The organism is Streptomyces sp. 5-10 (assembly GCF_014712245.1).
GTDB classification, from domain to species: domain Bacteria; phylum Actinomycetota; class Actinomycetes; order Streptomycetales; family Streptomycetaceae; genus Streptomyces; species Streptomyces violaceusniger.
Genome location: NZ_JACVYG010000025.1, coordinates 55951 through 71896, shown reverse-complemented (window position 1 = coordinate 71896; position 15946 = coordinate 55951). Strand labels below are relative to the sequence as shown.

18 protein-coding genes and 1 pseudogene are annotated in these 15946 nt (G+C 71.7%); 10 read left to right on the top strand and 9 right to left on the bottom strand.

All coding sequences use genetic code 11. From position 1 onward, the window contains the following. Window positions 1-12: 12 nt before the first annotated feature. Together IEJ02_RS25755 and IEJ02_RS25750 are read right to left on the bottom strand one after the other, a co-directional pair. Complete coding sequence (locus IEJ02_RS25755) at window positions 13-867, bottom strand: caspase family protein (RefSeq protein ID WP_191067045.1); 855 nt, start codon at window positions 865-867, stop codon at window positions 13-15. 160 nt (window positions 868-1027) lie between these two features. After that, on the bottom strand, window positions 1028-1639 hold the full coding sequence (locus IEJ02_RS25750; protein WP_137981266.1) for a TetR/AcrR family transcriptional regulator: 612 nt from the start codon (window positions 1637-1639) through the stop codon (window positions 1028-1030). A gap of 101 nt (window positions 1640-1740) precedes the next feature. Between IEJ02_RS25750 and IEJ02_RS25745 the strand changes: the two genes are divergently transcribed. Both IEJ02_RS25745 and IEJ02_RS25740 read left to right on the top strand, forming a co-directional pair. Further along, a complete protein-coding gene (locus tag IEJ02_RS25745) occupies window positions 1741-2163 on the top strand; it encodes a nuclear transport factor 2 family protein (RefSeq protein WP_191067044.1) in 423 nt (140 codons plus the stop codon). Then, a complete protein-coding gene (locus tag IEJ02_RS25740; protein ID WP_191067043.1) occupies window positions 2156-3028 on the top strand; it encodes an NmrA family NAD(P)-binding protein in 873 nt (290 codons plus the stop codon). Before IEJ02_RS25745 ends, IEJ02_RS25740 begins: the two co-directional genes overlap by 8 nt. 58 nt (window positions 3029-3086) lie before the next feature. Here IEJ02_RS25740 and IEJ02_RS25735 read toward each other — a convergent pair whose 3' ends face one another. Together IEJ02_RS25735 and IEJ02_RS25730 are read right to left on the bottom strand one after the other, a co-directional pair. Continuing rightward, on the bottom strand, window positions 3087-3323 hold the full coding sequence (locus IEJ02_RS25735; RefSeq protein ID WP_191067042.1) for a DUF397 domain-containing protein: 237 nt from the start codon (window positions 3321-3323) through the stop codon (window positions 3087-3089). Further along, on the bottom strand, window positions 3320-4141 hold the full coding sequence (locus tag IEJ02_RS25730) for a helix-turn-helix domain-containing protein (RefSeq protein WP_191067041.1): 822 nt from the start codon (window positions 4139-4141) through the stop codon (window positions 3320-3322). The genes IEJ02_RS25735 and IEJ02_RS25730 overlap by 4 nt, the downstream gene beginning before the upstream one ends. Before the next feature lie 580 nt (window positions 4142-4721). On the opposite strand from IEJ02_RS25730, the gene IEJ02_RS25725 reads away from it, so the two are divergent. Then, window positions 4722-5204 carry an MFS transporter gene (locus IEJ02_RS25725; RefSeq protein WP_191067040.1) on the top strand — a complete coding sequence of 161 codons (483 nt, stop codon included), beginning with the start codon at window positions 4722-4724 and terminating at the stop codon, window positions 5202-5204. Here IEJ02_RS25725 and IEJ02_RS25720 read toward each other — a convergent pair. Then, window positions 5201-5713: a hypothetical protein gene (locus tag IEJ02_RS25720; protein WP_191067039.1), complete on the bottom strand. Its 513-nt coding sequence runs from the start codon at window positions 5711-5713 to the stop codon at window positions 5201-5203. The two genes, IEJ02_RS25725 and IEJ02_RS25720, sit on opposite strands and share 4 nt — an antisense overlap. Then, window positions 5710-6282 carry an ATP-binding protein gene (locus IEJ02_RS25715; protein WP_191067038.1) on the bottom strand — a complete coding sequence of 191 codons (573 nt, stop codon included), beginning with the start codon at window positions 6280-6282 and terminating at the stop codon, window positions 5710-5712. The genes IEJ02_RS25720 and IEJ02_RS25715 overlap by 4 nt, the downstream gene beginning before the upstream one ends. A gap of 426 nt (window positions 6283-6708) precedes the next feature. On the opposite strand from IEJ02_RS25715, the gene IEJ02_RS25710 reads away from it, so the two are divergent. Beyond that, window positions 6709-7524: an SDR family NAD(P)-dependent oxidoreductase gene (locus IEJ02_RS25710; RefSeq protein WP_191067089.1), complete on the top strand. Its 816-nt coding sequence runs from the start codon at window positions 6709-6711 to the stop codon at window positions 7522-7524. 115 nt (window positions 7525-7639) lie between these two features. On the opposite strand, the gene IEJ02_RS25705 is transcribed toward IEJ02_RS25710, so the two are convergent. Further along, window positions 7640-9043, bottom strand: coding sequence for an NsdA family TPR-like regulatory protein (locus IEJ02_RS25705; protein ID WP_191067037.1), 1404 nt, complete (start codon window positions 9041-9043; stop codon window positions 7640-7642). A gap of 278 nt (window positions 9044-9321) precedes the next feature. Between IEJ02_RS25705 and IEJ02_RS25700 the strand changes: the two are divergent. The 5 genes and pseudogenes from IEJ02_RS25700 to uppS form a co-directional block, all read left to right on the top strand. Further along, window positions 9322-10179, top strand: a pseudogene (locus tag IEJ02_RS25700) (Sco1979 family transcriptional regulator); the annotation flags it as partial. Window positions 10180-10190: 11 nt separating this feature from the next. Further along, window positions 10191-10430, top strand: coding sequence for a DUF397 domain-containing protein (locus IEJ02_RS25695; RefSeq protein WP_137981258.1), 240 nt, complete (start codon window positions 10191-10193; stop codon window positions 10428-10430). Window positions 10431-10646: 216 nt separating this feature from the next. Further along, a complete protein-coding gene (locus tag IEJ02_RS25690; protein WP_191067036.1) occupies window positions 10647-11249 on the top strand; it encodes a hypothetical protein in 603 nt (200 codons plus the stop codon). A 66-nt stretch (window positions 11250-11315) separates the two neighbouring features. Then, window positions 11316-12128, top strand: a complete 813-nt coding sequence (locus IEJ02_RS25685; RefSeq protein WP_191067035.1) for an SAM-dependent methyltransferase — start codon at window positions 11316-11318, stop codon at window positions 12126-12128. A 107-nt stretch (window positions 12129-12235) separates the two neighbouring features. Beyond that, window positions 12236-13054, top strand: a complete 819-nt coding sequence (uppS, locus tag IEJ02_RS25680; protein WP_191067034.1) for a polyprenyl diphosphate synthase — start codon at window positions 12236-12238, stop codon at window positions 13052-13054. A 34-nt stretch (window positions 13055-13088) separates the two neighbouring features. On the opposite strand, the gene IEJ02_RS25675 is transcribed toward uppS, so the two are convergent. Further along, window positions 13089-14315: an acyl-CoA dehydrogenase family protein gene (locus IEJ02_RS25675; protein ID WP_191067033.1), complete on the bottom strand. Its 1227-nt coding sequence runs from the start codon at window positions 14313-14315 to the stop codon at window positions 13089-13091. A gap of 193 nt (window positions 14316-14508) precedes the next feature. Here IEJ02_RS25675 and IEJ02_RS25670 point away from each other — a divergent pair, with 193 nt between their 5' ends. After that, the gene (locus IEJ02_RS25670; RefSeq protein WP_191067032.1) at window positions 14509-15165 is read left to right on the top strand and encodes a TetR/AcrR family transcriptional regulator; all 657 of its coding nucleotides are present in this window, start codon (window positions 14509-14511) and stop codon (window positions 15163-15165) included. Between the two features lie 46 nt (window positions 15166-15211). Here the strand turns inward: IEJ02_RS25670 and def are convergent, their stop codons facing one another. Further along, complete coding sequence (gene def, locus IEJ02_RS25665) at window positions 15212-15769, bottom strand: peptide deformylase (protein WP_191067031.1); 558 nt, start codon at window positions 15767-15769, stop codon at window positions 15212-15214. Between the last annotated feature and the right edge of the window lie 177 nt (window positions 15770-15946).

Here is a 15946-nt window from a genome sequence, read left to right as displayed (position 1 = left end):
CCAGATCCCGGTTCAGATGGTGAAGGGCCGCTGCCGGACGAAGGCGGAGTTCGGCGCGCCCGCCTGGAAGAGGTTGGGCGTCTGGTCGGGCGGCATCCGCTTGACGATCTCCCGGTGCAGCCCGCGGTAGCTGCCCGCGAAGGCACCGCCCCGCCAGACCTCCAGCAGGGTACCGGTGAACAGCCCGTTGACGATCCCGTCGGCCGAGGTCTGGTTGTCCTGGCAGCCGGAGATCTGCAGCACACTGGCGTCGATCTTGGCGAGGTCCTTGGCGGTACGGGTGTTCTGGATCCGGTCGTAGGCTTCGCGGTCGCGCCGGTAGACGGCGGCCTGCACCGACTGGGGCATGGCCCGGATCCTGCGGCCGACCTCCTGGGGGTCGGCGGTGCTGAAGCGCCGGTCGAGCTCCTGGGGGCTGAGCATCTCGGGCAGCCGCCGGGCCACGGTGCCGCTGTGGCAGCTGTCGGAGAGCAGCCAGATCCGCACCCCCCTGGCGAACTTCCCGAACAGCTCGAAGAGTTCGTCGTCGACCAGCTGCCGGTCGTACAGCACCCATGTCTCGTCGAGACGGTCGCCGGTCTCGTCGTGGTTCAGGTCAGGCACCTGACCGCCATGGCCGGAGTAGGTGAGGAAGAGGATGTCCCCCTCGGCCAGCCGCCCGGCCGCGGCCTCCAGGGTGGCGGTGACCGTCTCCGCGGTGGCGGCCGGGCTCAGCAGCGGGCCGGTCACATCGAAGCCCGCGGCGTCGGCGAGCCCGGCCATGTCCACGGCGTCCTGCTCGCAGGCGCCCAGCTCACCGCTCCAGCCGTCGTACGCGGCGGGGTCGACCTGATTGAGTCCGATATGAACGGAGAGGCCGATGGACATGGGGGCTCCTTGGGTCGAGGACGTGCGGCGGCTCACCTTCGCTCGTCGCCTGGAGGGCCCGGCCCTCTAAGCGATGATGGGGGGCCGCGCCCCGCCATGCCCTGTTCTCCGGCCCCATCCGGAGGAGGCGCCCGCACCCGCCCGGCGGGCGCCGCGGCCGTCAGGCCCCGCGCGGCCGGGCGTCCAGGGCCCGCAGCGCCATATCCGCGGCGCGCTCGAAGTAGCCCGGCTCCAGGGGCGCCCCACGGGCCGAGACCCGCCAGTAGACCAGCCCGCCGAGCAGATCGAGCGCCAGCTCGCGGTCGAGGTCCGGCGGCAGCTCACCGCGCTCGACCGCCCGGTCCAGCGCACCGGCCATCCGGGCGCGCCGCGGCTCGCCGATGCAGCGGGCGAGGGCCTGGCTCAGCTCCTCGTCGCGCTGCGCCTCGGCGATCAGGTCCGGCATGATCCGGGAGAACCGCGGATGGGTCAGCCAGTCGGCCACCGCGCGCAGCCCGGCCAGCACATCGCCGCGCAGGGACCCGGTGTCGGGCGGCTCGACCAGGGCGACGCTCAGCTCGGACACGACCGCGATGACCATCCGCTGCTTGGAGGGCCACCGCCGGTACAGGGCGCTCTTGCCCACCCCGGCCCGTTTGGCCACCGCCTCCATCGACAACCGGCCGTAGCCCTGCTCGGCGAGCTCGTCGAGGACGGCTTCGGAGATGGCCGCGGTCTTGTCCGCGCGCAGGGTGGCGGCGCCGCTCGGAGGGCGCCGGGTGGGCTCCGACATGGCTCCGAGGTTAACAGATGGACGGGACGGTACCGTCTCGTCCTATGCTGTACGGACGGGACGGCACCGTCCCGTCCTATCGATTGAGGAGAGGTACGGTCATGGACGACCGCGTCAAGGTGTTCGAGCGGGCGAAGGAACTGCTGCTCGACCACGACATGATGGGATTCGCGGATCTGTGGGCCGTGGACGGCACCATGGAGTTCCCCTTCGCCCCGCCCGGCCGGCCGCGCCTGCTGGAGGGGCGTGAGGCCGTGCGTGAGTACGTGCGGGACTACCCCGACCACATCGACCTGCGCGCCGTCGCGCACGAGGTCGTCCATCTCACCGAGGATCCCGACGTGCTGATCGTGGAGTTCTCGATGGACGCCGTGGCCGTCGGCACCGGCCGCCCGATCCGCCCCGGTTACGTGGCCGTCATCACCGTCCGCGACGGCGAGATCGCCTCGTACCGTGACTACTGGAATCCGCTGATGCTCGACGGGATCAGCTTCGGCGTCGAGGAGGGCCGGACCCATGGCTGAACCCACCGTTCTGGTCCTCGGCGCCACCGGGAACACCGGCTCCGAGGTGCTGCGGATGGTGCGCGCGGAGGGCGCGCGGGCGCTGGCCGCCACCCGGCGGCCCGAGGCCGCGGCCGCGGCGGGCGTGACCGACGCCGTCCGGTTCGACTGGCACGACCCGGACGGCCACGCGGCGGCGCTGCGCGGCGTGGACCGGCTCTATCTCGTCGCGCCCCTGGGGGTGGCCGAGCCGCTGCCCGTGGTCGAGCCGTTCCTTAAGGCCGCGGTCGCCCAGGGCGTACGGCGGGCGGTGCTGCTGAGCTCGTCCGCGGTGGACGAGGCGGACACCGGCCTCGGCGCGCTACACGCGCTGGTGCGGCGGACCGTGCCCGAGTGGGCGGTGCTGCGGCCCTCGTGGTTCATGCAGAACTTCACCGGTGACCATCCGGTGGCCCAGGCCATCCGCGGCGACGGCGAGATCGTCACCGCCACCGGCGACGGCAGGGTGGCCTTCGTCGACGCGGCGGACATCGCCGCCGTCGCCACCCGGGCCCTGCTGGACGACCGTCCGCACAACACGGACCACGTCATCACCGGCCCGGAGGCGCTCGGTTACCGGGAGGCGGCGCGCATCGTGGCGGAGGTCTCCGGGCGGCCGGTCCGCCATGTCGCGGTGGAGACCGGGGAGTTGGTCGAGAGGCTGAGGGCGACAGGGCTGCCGCCGGAGTTCGCCGCGTTCCTCGCCGGGCTCGACGAGGACATCCGGCACGGCGCGGAGGACCGTACGACGGACACCGTCGAGCGGGTCACCGGGCGCCCTCCCCGCTCCTTCCGCGCCTTCGCCGAGGCGCACCGCGCGGCGTTCGCCCCGCCGTCGGCGGCCTAGACCCCGGTCCGGGGGCAGGGAGGGGAAAGACCCGCCGGACGCCCCGGAGCGGCCGGGCTCAGCGGGCGGCGAAGGCCAGGAAGTCCGCCCAGGCGGTGGCGGCTATGTGGAGGCGGGGACCGTCGGGGTTCTTGGAGTCCCGTATGTGGACGGTGGTGGGGGTGGTGGCGACCTCGACGCAGTCGCCGCCGCCCGCGTCGCTGTAGCTGGACTTGTGCCAGTCGTAGGCGACCTCTATGCACTGGCCGCCGCCGGAATCGCTGTAGCTGCTTTTGAACCACATCAAGTCGCTCATAGATCACCCATCAACTGCTCGATGAAGCTCACGGATTCCTTCGGCCCGAGAGCCTGCGTCCTGATCATGGCATAGCGGCGCGACAGCTCCCCCACTTCCTCTGGCTTGGCAGTGAGGGTGCTTTTGCCGTTGCTCTCCATGTAGACGAGGGCAGTCTGGTCGGCAGTCTCGAGTACTGTAAACGGCCCGCGAAGGCCAGCGTGTTCGGCGTGAGTCAACGACATAACCTGGATCGTCACGTTCGGTAGCTGGGCGCACTCGATGAGGTGCCTGAGCTGGGCCCGCATTACCTCCGCGCCACCGATCCTTCGCCGCAGTGCGGCCTCTTCGAGAATCGTGTGGATCAGCGCCATGGGCTTGCGGGTGAGCAGCGCCTTGCGGTCCATGCGGGCCTCGACCAGCTGCTCCAGCTCCTCCGGCTCGAATGGTGGGTAGTTGCTCTTGAGCAACGCGCGGGCGTAGTCCTTCGTTTGCAGCAGACCGTCGATGACCTGTGTGCAGTACGACGAGACAGCCACCGCCTCCTGCTCCAGCTGAACGAAGCCCTGGAAGTACACCGGGTAGCGCTCAAGCCGCAGATACTTGATCGCAGAACGAAGCAACCCGCCCGCGTCCAGTGCCTTCTCGGCCGCGTCGATGAACTCGTCGGTCGGCGGCTTGGCGCACGTCTCCACGGCGCTCACCGCCGACCCGGTGTAATTCATCAGCGCACCCAACTCGTCCTGGGTGAAACCCGCCCGCTCGCGCAGAAGCCGCAGGACAGCGGCGAAGTACTGCACGGTCGGCGGAGCGGAGTCCTTCTTCTTCGACTGGGCCACGCGGGCCACCCCCTCAACAACTCTCAACGCCAATCAGCCCGCGTTCGACCAGAGTTGCCGGTCGCCGCAGTTGACGCTCTGTTACTGGTGAAGGTAGCGGCCTGCACTGACAGCGGGAGGATGAACGCGGAAAGTTACGACGTGCGGCCCTGGTCGGGCGTCCGGGAGCGCATCGTCGGCAAAACGGGCTGGGCCCGAATCCGCCTGTAGCGGTCGTCGGTTGGGCGCGGCGCCGTCTCGCGCCTTCGGCGCAATTGAGCATGGGTCGGGGGTGCCGGGGCGGGGGCGGCGTCGCCGGCCGCCGGGCCGGTGGGGGCGGGGCGAGTGGCGGCATCCGGGCTCTCGGGTCGGGGTCGATCCGGACTGCGGGCCTGGCCCCTCCGGGTACCCCTCTCAAAAACACTTGATCTGGCGCAACTAATAAGTCAAGCAATCTCAAGGGGGGTACCCCACCCCCGGCGGAGTTGTCCGGCGTCGGCCCAAGCTCCCGACTACGGAAGCCGCCACCGGGCCCGACCTCCCACCGGCCCGGCGGCCGGCGACGCGGCCCGCGCCCCCCACCAGCCGCCCCCATGCTCAAATGCGCCGAAGGCGCGAAACGGCGCCGCAGACGGCCAACGACGTCTTCCCCCTGGCCACCGTCCTGCTCGGGCACGGCTCGTCGGGCTCGTTCCTGGACGCGGGGGTCGTGGCCGGGGCCTGGAGCGTGGGAGGCACGGTGACGGCACCGTTCCGGGGCAGGCTGGTGGACCGTCATGGGCAACGGTGGCCGATGGGGGCCATGGTCGTGCTCACCGCGTTCGCCGTGGCCGGTCTGGTGACGGCCACGGCGACCACACAGCTGGTGCTCTCCGGCACGCTCGCCGGGGCGGCGTTCGCCCCCATGACCGTCTGCCTCGACGACAGACCCTGGGCGGATCGGCGGAAGTCGGCTGCGGTTCGGTGCGCCCCGAAGGGGCGCGGGGCTGTGTCGACGTGCGGCTCCGCCGCGCGGGCGCCACCAGCCACGACGCGGCCACGGAGGAACGACCGCACCTCGCGGCACTTCCAGCGGAGCGCTTAGCGGAACAGCACGCCCGGGAGGCCGGGGCGGTCGGTGGCCTCCTGGAGGGCGGCGCGCAGGGTGTGGCTGTCGGTGAGGGGGCCGCCGGGTCGGATCAGCCAGACATGGCCCTGCCGTACGCAGCCGGGCCTGGGGCAGCGCAGCACCCGGCCCGGCCCCGCCGCGGCCACCGTGCGGCGGCGGGCGTACGCCGTCCCGGCCAGCCAGACCTTCCACTCGGCCGCGGATCCGGGCGGCACGAGGAAGGAGAGCACATGGCTGGCGGTGGCCAGCATCACCGGCCCCGCCGCATCGCGCCGCCGCAGCGCCTGGATCACCGCGTTGCCGATGTCGTCGCACATCCGCACCAGGTCGAAGACCGGGCCCACCGGCAGATCGGCGAGGCCGGTGCCGCTGGCCCACTGGAGCCGCACCCGCCCGGGGTCGTCGCTCGCGGCCAGCAGCCATTCGGCCGCGTCGGTCTCCACCGTGACCCGCATCCGGCGCTCCCCCCGCGCTCCCGTGTTCATGAGGTGGCCACCAGCGGCAGGGTGAACCACACCTTCTTCCCCCGGACTCCGGGATCGGGCGGTTCGGTGCCCCAGTCGGCCGCCAGGTCCTCGACGATGGCCAGCCCCCGTCCGGACTCCTCGGTGGGCTCCGGGTTGCGGGCGACCGGGACCACGGGCGAGCCGTCGGCCACCTCCACCCGCAGCTCACGGCCGAAGCGTTCCAGCGAGACGGTGATGGTGACGGTGTCGGCGGGGCCGGAGCTGCCGTGCTCCACGGCGTTGGCGAACAGTTCGTTGGTGGCGAGGACGACATGGTCCACGACCGCGCCGAGCCGCCAGTCGCGCAGATGTCCGGCGACCATCCGGCGCACCGCGGCGGCGCGGTCGGGGAGGGCGGGGAACTCCGCCCGGAAGAGCCGGCGGGTGTCCAGCGGGATCACCGTCCTCTCCCCTCCGGAGCGGGGGACGGGACTCGCCGCGGCGGCCGGGCCGTCGCCCGGCGCGGTTCTCGGCGCGGCGGCCCGCCCGGTAACCGGATCGGTTCGCGGGCGGTCCGCGGAGACCGCGACGCCTCGGCTCGCGCCCATGGTCTCGCCCTCCTCATCGGCCGACGCCGGCCGGTGCGACAGTCCTGGACAGGGTCGGCTCACGGTCTCGGTCCTCACGGTCCTCATCGGTCTGTGGGCTCTGGTGGCATACGGGCACATGGGGTGATTGATGTTCCGGTGAGCGGGTAAGCGCATTCTGGCGACCGACGGCGTGGCATCTGGGCTGGTGACAGGTGGTGCGCACGCCCCACCCGACCCGCCTGGACCAGCTGCCACGGACGGAGAGGGCCCGGTCGCGGTGAGTGCCGGTTACCGGCATGGTTCCTCCTTCGAAGGCAGCGCAAAGCGCCATCGGTCGCCGTTCAGTAGACAAACGGTTGGACCGGCCGGTGGGCGAGAGGGCATGGGGGTTGTCCGGTTGTACGGGCGTAGTGGTTCGGGCTGTACGGTCCGGACGTGGCAAGCGTGAGCGAGGGCCGCGAGGGGCGGCCCGGCTCGGGGGAACGGTCCGGTGTGGACGGCAAGCGGGTCCTGGTGACCGGGGGCTCCCGGGGGCTGGGGGAACAGATCGTACGGCTCCTGGCCGCCGGCGGGGCCCGGTTGGCCACGTGTGCGCGCACCCCGGAGCACCTGCGGTCCCTCACGGCGTCCCTGAGCGCCGAGGGGCACGGGGAGCCGTTCACCCGTGCGCTGGACGTCACCGAGCCGGAGCTGCTGGAGCGGTTCGTGGATGCGGCGGCGGAACGTTTCAGCGGCCTTGACGGCGTGGTGGCCTGCGCCGGTGGCGCCCGCGGCCGCGGCATCGAGGACGCCGGTCCCCAGGACTGGTCGCTGACCTGGGAGATGAATGTCGGTCATACGGCCCGGCTGGTGAAGGCCGCGGTGCCGCATCTGCGCCGGGCGGGCGGCGGCTCCGTGGTGGTGATCGCCTCCATCTCCGGCTGGAAGCCGGGGCCGCAGGCGCAGTACGGGGCCGCCAAGGCCGCCCAGATCCATCTGGCGGCCTCACTCGCCCGTGAGCTGGGCCCGGACGGGATCCGGGTGAACGCCGTCTCCCCGGGGTCCATGCTGATCCCCGGGAAGCGGTGGGACCGGATGCGCACCGAAGAGCCCGAGGCGTACGCCCGGTTCACGGCCGAGCTGCCGCGCGGTGAACTGGTCACCCCGCGGGAGGTCGCCCAAGTCGTGGCGTTCCTGCTCTCGGACGCCTCGAGCGGGGTCTCCGGTGCGCATCTGCCCGTGGACCGAGCCCAGAACGCCCCCACGCCGGGAGGCTATTGACCCCCCGGCGCTCCCCCGAGCGGAGGCGCTCCGGACACGCCACCGGCCGCCCACGTGGAGCGGCCGGAGACTTCACTCCAGGCACCGGCGGGGCGAGGCCCCGAGGCCGGATGCCTCAGGCGGCCATGCCGAGCACGGTCCGGGAGCGCTGCTCGAACTCCCTGACCATGGGCTCTCCGCGGTGCGGCCGCAGCCGGGTGCGGAAGTCGCGCAGCGCCTGGATCGAGCGCTCGCTGTGCACCCCGCTGAGCGTGTCGAGTGCCTCGCCCGCGGTGCCCACGGCCTCGTCCAGCCGGTTCTGCTGGAGGTAGGCCGTGGCCAGCACGGATCTGCTGATGGCCTGGCGCCGACGCCGGTCGGCGTTGGCACGCACGGATTCGGTGGCGGCGTGCTCGGCGTCCGTGGCGTTCCCCAGGTCGCGGAAGCACAGCGCCGCCTCGGCGGCCAGATAGTGGTGGTCGAGGAAGCGCACCCAGGGCGACTCCTGCTCGGGGCCCTGGCTGGCCTCCAGCTGGGCGTCGGCCGCGCGCAGCGACTTGGACGCCTCCCGGGGCTGGTCCAGTGCGGCGTAGCCACGGGCGGCCATGGCGTGCAGCCGCATCAGCCCGAGCGGGCTTCCGGCGTGCTTGGCGGTGGCGACACCGACCCGGGCCAACTCGACCCCCGCCTCGGGCTGGCCCAGGTTGGTCGCCAGATGGGACAGGCCGGCCAGGATCTGACCGCCCAGGACCCGGTCGCCGCCCTCGGCGCACAGCCGCAGCGCCTGGGTCATATAGCGCTGGGCCAAGCCGTATTCGGCGTTGTCGTAGCTGCTCCAGCCGGCCATCGCGGCCAGCTTGGCGGCGGCGGTGAACAGCTGGCGCCGCTCCTGCGGAGGCGCGCCGCGCTGCTGGAGCATGGGGACGACCTCGGTCGACAGATAGAGCACGATGCTGGCGCGGACCTGGCCGCCGCCGAAGCGATTGTCCATCTCGTCGAACATGTTGATCGCCGCGTGGACCTGTTCGACGCGGCCGCCTTCGGCCGCGGGTGCGAGCCGGGCGGTGTCCTGGTTCTCGACCAGCCACAGCAGCCATTCGCGCTGTGGGGTCACCAGCGCGCCGGCGACGAAGGGCACCGCACCCAGCAGGCTGCGGCGGGATATGTCGGTGGAGCCGAGTTCGGCGAGCGTGTGCAAGGTTTCTGCTACGTCCTCCCGGTAGGCCAGCGCCCGGGCCACGACCGGGCGCTGTCGGTCGGAGATGAACCCCAGCTCGGCGGGGCCCACGGGCCTGCCGAGCCGGTGGGAGAGCACGGCGGCGATCAGCTCCGGCGTGGTGCCGCGCGGCTGTCCGCCTTGCAGCCAGCGGGTGACGGACGCCTTGTCGTAGTTCGACTCGCGCCCCTGCCTACGGCCCAGTTCATTGACCCGCAGGGCCAATGAGGCGTAGGAGCACCCGGATTCCTTCAGAGCGGCGGCCAACGCGCTGTTGGCCACGGCGCCTTGGCGCCCGCTCACCGGCTGTGTCTGATGCGTCACCGTGACCGTCCCCGTTTCGAGCCACGGCGGTCTGCGGGATCCCCGTCGCTCGCCGCCCACCGGTCCGCCGGGGGCCTCAACGACGTTGTGGACATGGGTAGTTGGGAGCCCTCGCCATAGAGGGTGAGATGGGTCACGTGCTCACTATGCGTGGCGAGGCCGTCACCTCGCAACCTTCGTTCTGATAATTTCAGAGAGCTTCGCTCGCTCTGTCTGTGTCATTCGTCGCGTGGCACACTGTGCAGGCATATGACAGCCATTCCTACGGGAGGCGGGACGTGAGCGAGGCACGGCCGGCCGGCGCCGCCCCCACTGTCTTACGGAGAGTCCTGGGCAAGCGTCTGCGGCATCTGCGCGAGCGGGCGCGGGTGTCGTTCGAGGAAGCCGCGAAAGCCATCGAGGTCACCCCGTTGACCGTGCGCAGGATGGAAAAGGCGGAAGTCGGCCTCAAGATTCCGTATCTGAAGGAGCTGCTGCGGAACTACGGCGTCCGCGGCCCGGAGATGGAGAATTTCCTCGCTCTGGCGCGCGAGGCCAACCAGCCCGGCTGGTGGCATCAGTTCCGCGATGTGCTTCCGGACTGGTTCAGTGTTTACGTCAGCCTCGAAAGTGAGGCCACCGTCATTCGCGCGTACGAGCCCCACTACGTCCCCGGGCTGCTCCAGACGGAGGACTACGCACGAGCGGTACTACGCATGGGCTTCCCTCGGGACACCGAGGAGGAGCTGGAGCGCCGGATCGCCCTGCGGGTCAAGCGCCAGGGCCTGCTCACCAAGCCGGACGCGCCGACCATCTGGGCCATCCTCGACGAGACGGTGCTGCACCGTCCGGTCGGCGGCTCACGGGTGATGCGCGACCAGATCGACCACCTCATCGACACCTTGGACGTCCCCAAGGTCAGGCTGCAGATCATGCGGTTCGCGGCGGGGCCGCACCCCGGGGCCTTCGGCCCCTTCCACTACTTCCGCTTCGGATTCTCCGAACTGCCGGACGTCGTCTACACCGAGAGCCTCACCGGGGCGGTCTATGTGGACAAGCCGGCCGAAGTCGTCGCCTATCTCGAGGTCCTGGACCGGATGGCGGTCCAGGCCGAGCCGATCGGCGACTCCAGCACCATCCTGGCCGAACTGCGTAAAGGAGCACTGAGATGCATGACCCCGTCTACAGCGGAATGCCGGCCACGGACCTGGGCACGGAGGGCTGGGAGAAGCCCTGGAGCGGGTCCAACGGCGGCACCTGCATCGAGGCCAAGCGACTGCCGGACGGGCGGATCGCGCTGCGCCAGTCCACCGACCCGGCCGGGCCCGCGCTGATCTACACCCGCTCGGAGGTGGCGTCCTTCCTGGAGGCGGCGAAGGCCGGCAAAGCGGACTTCCTCATCTCCTAGGGCCTGTCGTCATCTCCTAGGGCCTGTCGCCAAAGGGGGCGCCCACGGCCGGTTCCCCGAAACTCCCCGAAAACCACTACGCCCACACAACCGCACAACCCCGCAGCGCACTCCCGTCCCCGCCGTCCCGCCACGCACACTGAAGACGCCGTGGCGGGCGGCGGTGTCGTCCCCCTTGCAGATGCGCAGAGCCCATGGGACCGACAGGATGCCGTCATGAACCTCGACCACGCGGTGACTCAGCACCGCACCCTGATCGTCGAGGGCTGCGACGGAGTCGGCAGGGACGCGCTGCTGGCCGGCCTCGCCCGCCGGCACGGCTACACCGTCACCCGCGCCTCCCGCGACCTCCCCCATGTCGACCCGGTCCGGCCGTACCGCGAACTCCTCCAGCAGGACGGCGCCCTCGCGGTCGACGCCGGGCTGGTCGGCGAGCTCGTCTACGGGCCACTGCGCCGCGGCCACTCCCGGGTGACGTGGATTCAGGCGTTCGACTTCGCCGAGGCGGTGGCCGAGCGCCACGGCGCCTTCGTCCATGTGACGGCCCCGGTGCACGTACTGGAGGACCGGCTGGCCGCGCGCGGCGCCTCGGCGGCGGCCCTCGCGGAGATCGACGCCGCGGTCACCGGCTATGACCACGCCTTTTCCACCCTCGCCGAGCACGCTCCGGTCCTCACCGTCGAGGAGCGGCCGGTCTCCGGCGGCGGTCCGGACCCGGATCCGGACCACGGCGAGGCGGCTGCGGAGCCCCCGGTGGCCTCGTTCGCCCGGCCCTTCCCGCGCATCCGCTCCCCCGTGCCGTTCGCCGAGCAGAGCTGAACTCGTCGGCACCGGCCCTAAGTTGGTGCCCCACGCATCGCATCCGCACGGCAGGAGACTGGCGCTATGACAGACGGCTCGTCCACCCCCCACCGGCAGGCCCCGACCAAGATCGACACCACGGTGCCGCATTCGGCGCGGATCTGGAACTACTGGATGGGAGGCAAGGACAACTACGAGGTCGACCGGATCGCCGGTGACGAGTACCGGGAGGTCGCCCCGAACATCGAGACCATGGCCCGCGCCTCGCGCGCGTACCTCATCCGCACCGTCACCCATGTGGCGGGCGAGTGCGGGATCCGGCAGTTCCTGGACATCGGCACCGGGCTGCCCACCTACGACAACACCCACCAGGTGGCCCAGCGGGTGGCGCCCGAGGCCCGCATCGTCTACGTGGACAACGACCCCCTGGTGCTCCGGCACGCCCAGGCGCTGCTCACCAGCACCCGCGAGGGGGTGACCGACTACATCGACGCCGATCTGCACGAGCCCGAGCGGATCCTGGAGGCCGCGTCGAAGACGCTCGACTTCGACCGGCCCATCGCCCTGATGCTGATGGGCATCCTCGGCCACATCCAGGACTACGACGAGGCGGTGTCGATCGCGCGGCGGCTCCAGGCCGCGTTACCGTCCGGCAGCTACTTCGTGCACTACGACAGCACCGACACCGACCAGGCGCTCAAGCAGGCCCAGCAGGGCTACGACGACACCGGCGCCGTGCCGTACGTGCTGCGCAGCGTCGAGCAGATCAGCCGCTTCTACGAGGGCCTGGAGCTGATCGAGCCCGGTATCGTGTCGTGTCCACTGTGGCGCCCGGCCCCCTCCGAGACGGACATCGAGACCACCGATGTCCACGGGGGGGTCGCGCGCAAGCCGTGACGGCGGTGGTGACGACCAAACGAATGGTTCGGCCACCGGGGAGGTAACCCCCGCCCCCGTCGCGTCGTCAGACACGGCGCCGGGAAGCGAGGCGGAGGGACGCGCGGGTGTTCGAGGTCGGGGCCTGGAGAGTGCCCTCCGTCAAGCGGCTGCTGCGGGCGTCGGTCGCCGGTGCCCCCGCCGTCGTACGGCAGCGCCGCGGCCCCCAGGACGAGGCGCCGGGGCGGCCGCGGCACCTGGCCATCATCATGGACGGCAACGGCCGCTGGGCCGCTCTGCGCGGCCTCTCCCGCACCCGCGGCCATCAGGCGGGGGTCCTCGCGCTGCCGCGGGTGGTGGACACGGCCCTGGAGGAGGGCATCGAACACCTGTCGCTGTTCTTCTTCTCCACCGAGAACTGGAACCGGCCGCGCGGCGAGGTGGCCGCCCTGATGCGGCTCACCGCCCAGCTGGCGGACGTCTTCCGGGGCTACGGCGAGCGGGGGGTGCGGCTGCGCTGGCTGGGCTCGGAGGCCCGGCTCCCCCGGGCCACGCTTGCCGCGCTGCGCCGCGCGGAGGACGACACCCGCGACAACCGCGCCATGACGCTGGCCTTCTGCTTCAACCACGGCGGTCGGGAGGAGATCGCCCGCGCCGCCACCTCCCTGGCCCGCGCCTCGGCGGACGGCGCGCTGGACCCCGGGGCCATCGACGAGGCGCTGTTCACCCGCCATCTGCCGCACGCCGATCTGCCGGACATCGACATGCTGGTGCGCACCTCCGGGGAGCAGCGCATCTCCAACTTCATGCTCTGGCGTGCGGCCTACGCGGAGCTCTTCTTCGTGGACACCCTGTGGCCCGACTTCACCGGTGAAGAGCTCCGCGCGCTGCTGGTTGCGTTTGCCGCTCGAAAGCGGCGTTTTGGCGCGGGCGTCGGCCCCGCCTGACACGTCCGCCGTCCCTGGCGACAGCGGATCCGGCCTAGCGAATCTGGACGCCGGAGAGGGTGCGGGCGATGACCAGGCGCTGGATCTCGCTGGTGCCCTCAAAAATCGTGTAGATGGCGGCGTCGCGGTGCATCCGCTCGACCGGGTACTCGCGGGTGAAGCCGTTGCCGCCGAGGATCTGCACCGCCTGGGCGGTGACCTGCTTGGCGGTCTCACTGGCGAACAGCTTGGACATGGAGCCCTCGGCCGACTCGAAGGGCCGGCCGCTCACGGCCATCCACGACGCGCGCCACACCATCAGCCGCGCGGCGTCGATCCGCGTGCGCATGTCGGCGAGCTGGAAGGCGACGCCCTGGTTGTCGATGATGGGGCGGCCGAACTGCTGCCGGGTCTTGGCGTAGTCGAGCGCGACCTCGTACGCGGCGCGGGCGGTGCCGACCGCCATGGCGCCGACGGCCGGGCGGGACGCCTCGAAGGTGGCCATGGCGGCGTTCTTCAGCCGCTCCCCGCCCGACTTGGCCCGCTCCCGGGCGCGCGCGAGGCGTTCGTCCAGCTTCTCCTTGCCCCCGAGCAGGCAGCTGCCGGGCACCCGCACCTGGTCGAGGACGACTTCGGCGGTGTGCGAGGCGCGGATGCCGTGCTTCTTGAACTTCTGGCCCTGGGAAAGACCGGGGGTGCCGGGCGGGATGATGAACGAGGCGTGGCCCTTGGAGCCGAGGTCGGGGTCGACGACCGCGACCACCACGTGGACATTGGCGATACCGCCGTTGGTGGCCCAGGTCTTGGTGCCGTTCAGCACCCATTCGTCCGTGGCCTCGTCGTAGACGGCGCGGGTGCGCATCGAGCCGACGTCGGAGCCCGCGTCGGGCTCGGAGGAGCAGAAGGCGGCGACCTTCACATCGTCGGCGTCGCCGTACATCTGCGGGATCCAGGTGCCGATCTGCTCCTCGGTGCCGTTGGCCAGGACGCCGACGGCGGCGAGGCCGGTGCCGACGATGGACAGGGCGATCCCCGCGTCGCCCCAGAACAGCTCCTCCATGGTCATGGGGATGCCGAGGCCGGTGGGGTCGAAGTACTGCTGGGCGTAGAAGTCCAGGGAGTACAGGCCGATCTTGGCGGCCTCCTGGATAATCGGCCAGGGGGTTTCCTCGCGCTCGTCCCATTCGGCGGCGGCCGGGCGCATGACGTCCGCGGCGAAGCCGTGGATCCAGTCGCGCACCGCCTTCTGATCGTCGTCGAGCTCGAACGAGAACTCCGCCATGACCCCTCCACGTGCTTGTTACCTGCGGTAACAGCAGTCTGTTACCGCCCAGTAGGCGATGTCAACTCCCCCGGGCACGCGGGCCCCGCGACCCCCTCGGGTGTTACGTTGCGCTTCAGCGCGCAGCGCGATCGCGCCGGGAAGCGCGAGGTGCGACGGCGCGAGTACCACATCGGGGGCGGGGAGGCAACGCATGCGGACCGGGACCAGCCAGCGGGACGACCAGCGGCAGACGGCCCAGCAGAGGCGCAAGGAGCTGCTGGAGGCCGCGGACCGGGTGGTGCTGCGCGACGGCCCAGAGGCCTCCATGAACGCCATCGCCGCCGAAGCGGGCATCACCAAGCCCATTCTGTACCGCCACTTCGGTGACAAGGGCGGACTGTACCGCGCGCTCGCCAAGCGCCACACCGACGCCCTGCTCGCCTCGCTGCGCGCCGCCCTGGACGCACCCGCCGACGACCGCAGGCAGCGCGTGGAGGCCACGCTGGACACCTACCTGGCCGCGATCGAGGCGCGGCCCCAGGTGTACCGCTTCCTGATGCACCCGGCCGACCACGGCCAGCCGGAGCCGGAGCAGGGCTTCGACGTGGGCCACCACTCCGCCCCGCTGCTGCGCCGGCTCGGCGAGGAGCTGGCCACGGTGATCGCCGAGCGGCTGGAGCTGGGTCCCGGCGGCGACGAGGTGGCCCGGGTCTGGGGCCATGGGATCGTCGGCATGATGCACGCGGCCGGTGACTGGTGGCTGCGCGACCGCCCGTGCGCACGCGGCCAGTTGGTGCACCATCTCACCGATCTGCTGTGGGGGCGGCTGTCGCTGGCGGACGACCGGGTCGGCGCACCGGGCTTCTGAGGCCCCGGCAGTCCCTCAACTGGGGCTCCGCCCCAGACCCCGCTCCTCAATCGCCGGAGGGGCTGGAATGGGTCCAGGGGGCGCGGCGGATCGCGCGCAGCGCCCTGCGTCGCCGCAGCCCGGTGAGCCGGTCGATGAACAGCCCGCCGTCCAGATGGTCGCACTCGTGCTGGAGGCAGCGCGCGAAGAAGCCCGTGCCCTCGATCCGCACCGGCTCCCCGGTCATGGTCACGCCCTCGATCACGGCGTGGTCGTGGCGCGGGGTGCCCGCCTCGACGCCCGGCAGCGACAGACAGCCCTCCGGCCCGCGCACCGTCACCCCGTCGGCCGCCACCGGCCGGGGGTTGACGACATGCCCCAGATGGCGGTGGTCCTCGTCGTCCGGGCAGTCGAAGACGAAGACCCGCAGCCCCACGCCGATCTGATTGGCCGCCAGGCCCACCCCCTGGGCCGCGTACATCGTGGCGTACATGTCCTCGATCAGCAGCGCCAGCTCGGCGTCGAACGCGGTGACCTCCTCGCACGGCGCGCGCAGCGCCGGATCGCCGAGGAGCCGCAGGGGACGCACCGCTCCGCGGCTGCCCGGGATCACGCCATGTCGCATGGCAGCCAAGCCTACGGCGCCGGTGAGATGGGCCCCGCGCGGGCGGTCGGAATTCGGGACAGCCGCCGGATCTCGATAGGCTGCTCTCCGACCGTGGCCTCCCGGCTGGCGATGCGGCGCGGAGGGGGCATACCACCGGCGCCTCGGGGGGCAGGAGCGGCGCCGGTATGCGAGGAG

Coding starts and splice junctions, on each gene's coding strand:
- IEJ02_RS25755 (WP_191067045.1), bottom strand. CDS start 867: ATGTCCATCGGCCTCTCCGTTCATATCGGACTCAATCAGGTCGACCCC.
- IEJ02_RS25685 (WP_191067035.1), top strand. CDS start 11,316: ATGACAGACGGCTCGTCCACCCCCCACCGGCAGGCCCCGACCAAGATC.
- IEJ02_RS25725 (WP_191067040.1), top strand. CDS start 4,722: ATGCGCCGAAGGCGCGAAACGGCGCCGCAGACGGCCAACGACGTCTTC.
- IEJ02_RS25675 (WP_191067033.1), bottom strand. CDS start 14,315: ATGGCGGAGTTCTCGTTCGAGCTCGACGACGATCAGAAGGCGGTGCGC.
- IEJ02_RS25715 (WP_191067038.1), bottom strand. CDS start 6,282: ATGGGCGCGAGCCGAGGCGTCGCGGTCTCCGCGGACCGCCCGCGAACC.
- IEJ02_RS25670 (WP_191067032.1), top strand. CDS start 14,509: ATGCGGACCGGGACCAGCCAGCGGGACGACCAGCGGCAGACGGCCCAG.
- IEJ02_RS25695 (WP_137981258.1), top strand. CDS start 10,191: ATGCATGACCCCGTCTACAGCGGAATGCCGGCCACGGACCTGGGCACG.
- IEJ02_RS25720 (WP_191067039.1), bottom strand. CDS start 5,713: ATGAACACGGGAGCGCGGGGGGAGCGCCGGATGCGGGTCACGGTGGAG.
- IEJ02_RS25735 (WP_191067042.1), bottom strand. CDS start 3,323: ATGAGCGACTTGATGTGGTTCAAAAGCAGCTACAGCGATTCCGGCGGC.
- IEJ02_RS25745 (WP_191067044.1), top strand. CDS start 1,741: ATGGACGACCGCGTCAAGGTGTTCGAGCGGGCGAAGGAACTGCTGCTC.
- IEJ02_RS25740 (WP_191067043.1), top strand. CDS start 2,156: ATGGCTGAACCCACCGTTCTGGTCCTCGGCGCCACCGGGAACACCGGC.
- IEJ02_RS25690 (WP_191067036.1), top strand. CDS start 10,647: ATGAACCTCGACCACGCGGTGACTCAGCACCGCACCCTGATCGTCGAG.
- IEJ02_RS25750 (WP_137981266.1), bottom strand. CDS start 1,639: ATGTCGGAGCCCACCCGGCGCCCTCCGAGCGGCGCCGCCACCCTGCGC.
- def (WP_191067031.1), bottom strand. CDS start 15,769: ATGCGACATGGCGTGATCCCGGGCAGCCGCGGAGCGGTGCGTCCCCTG.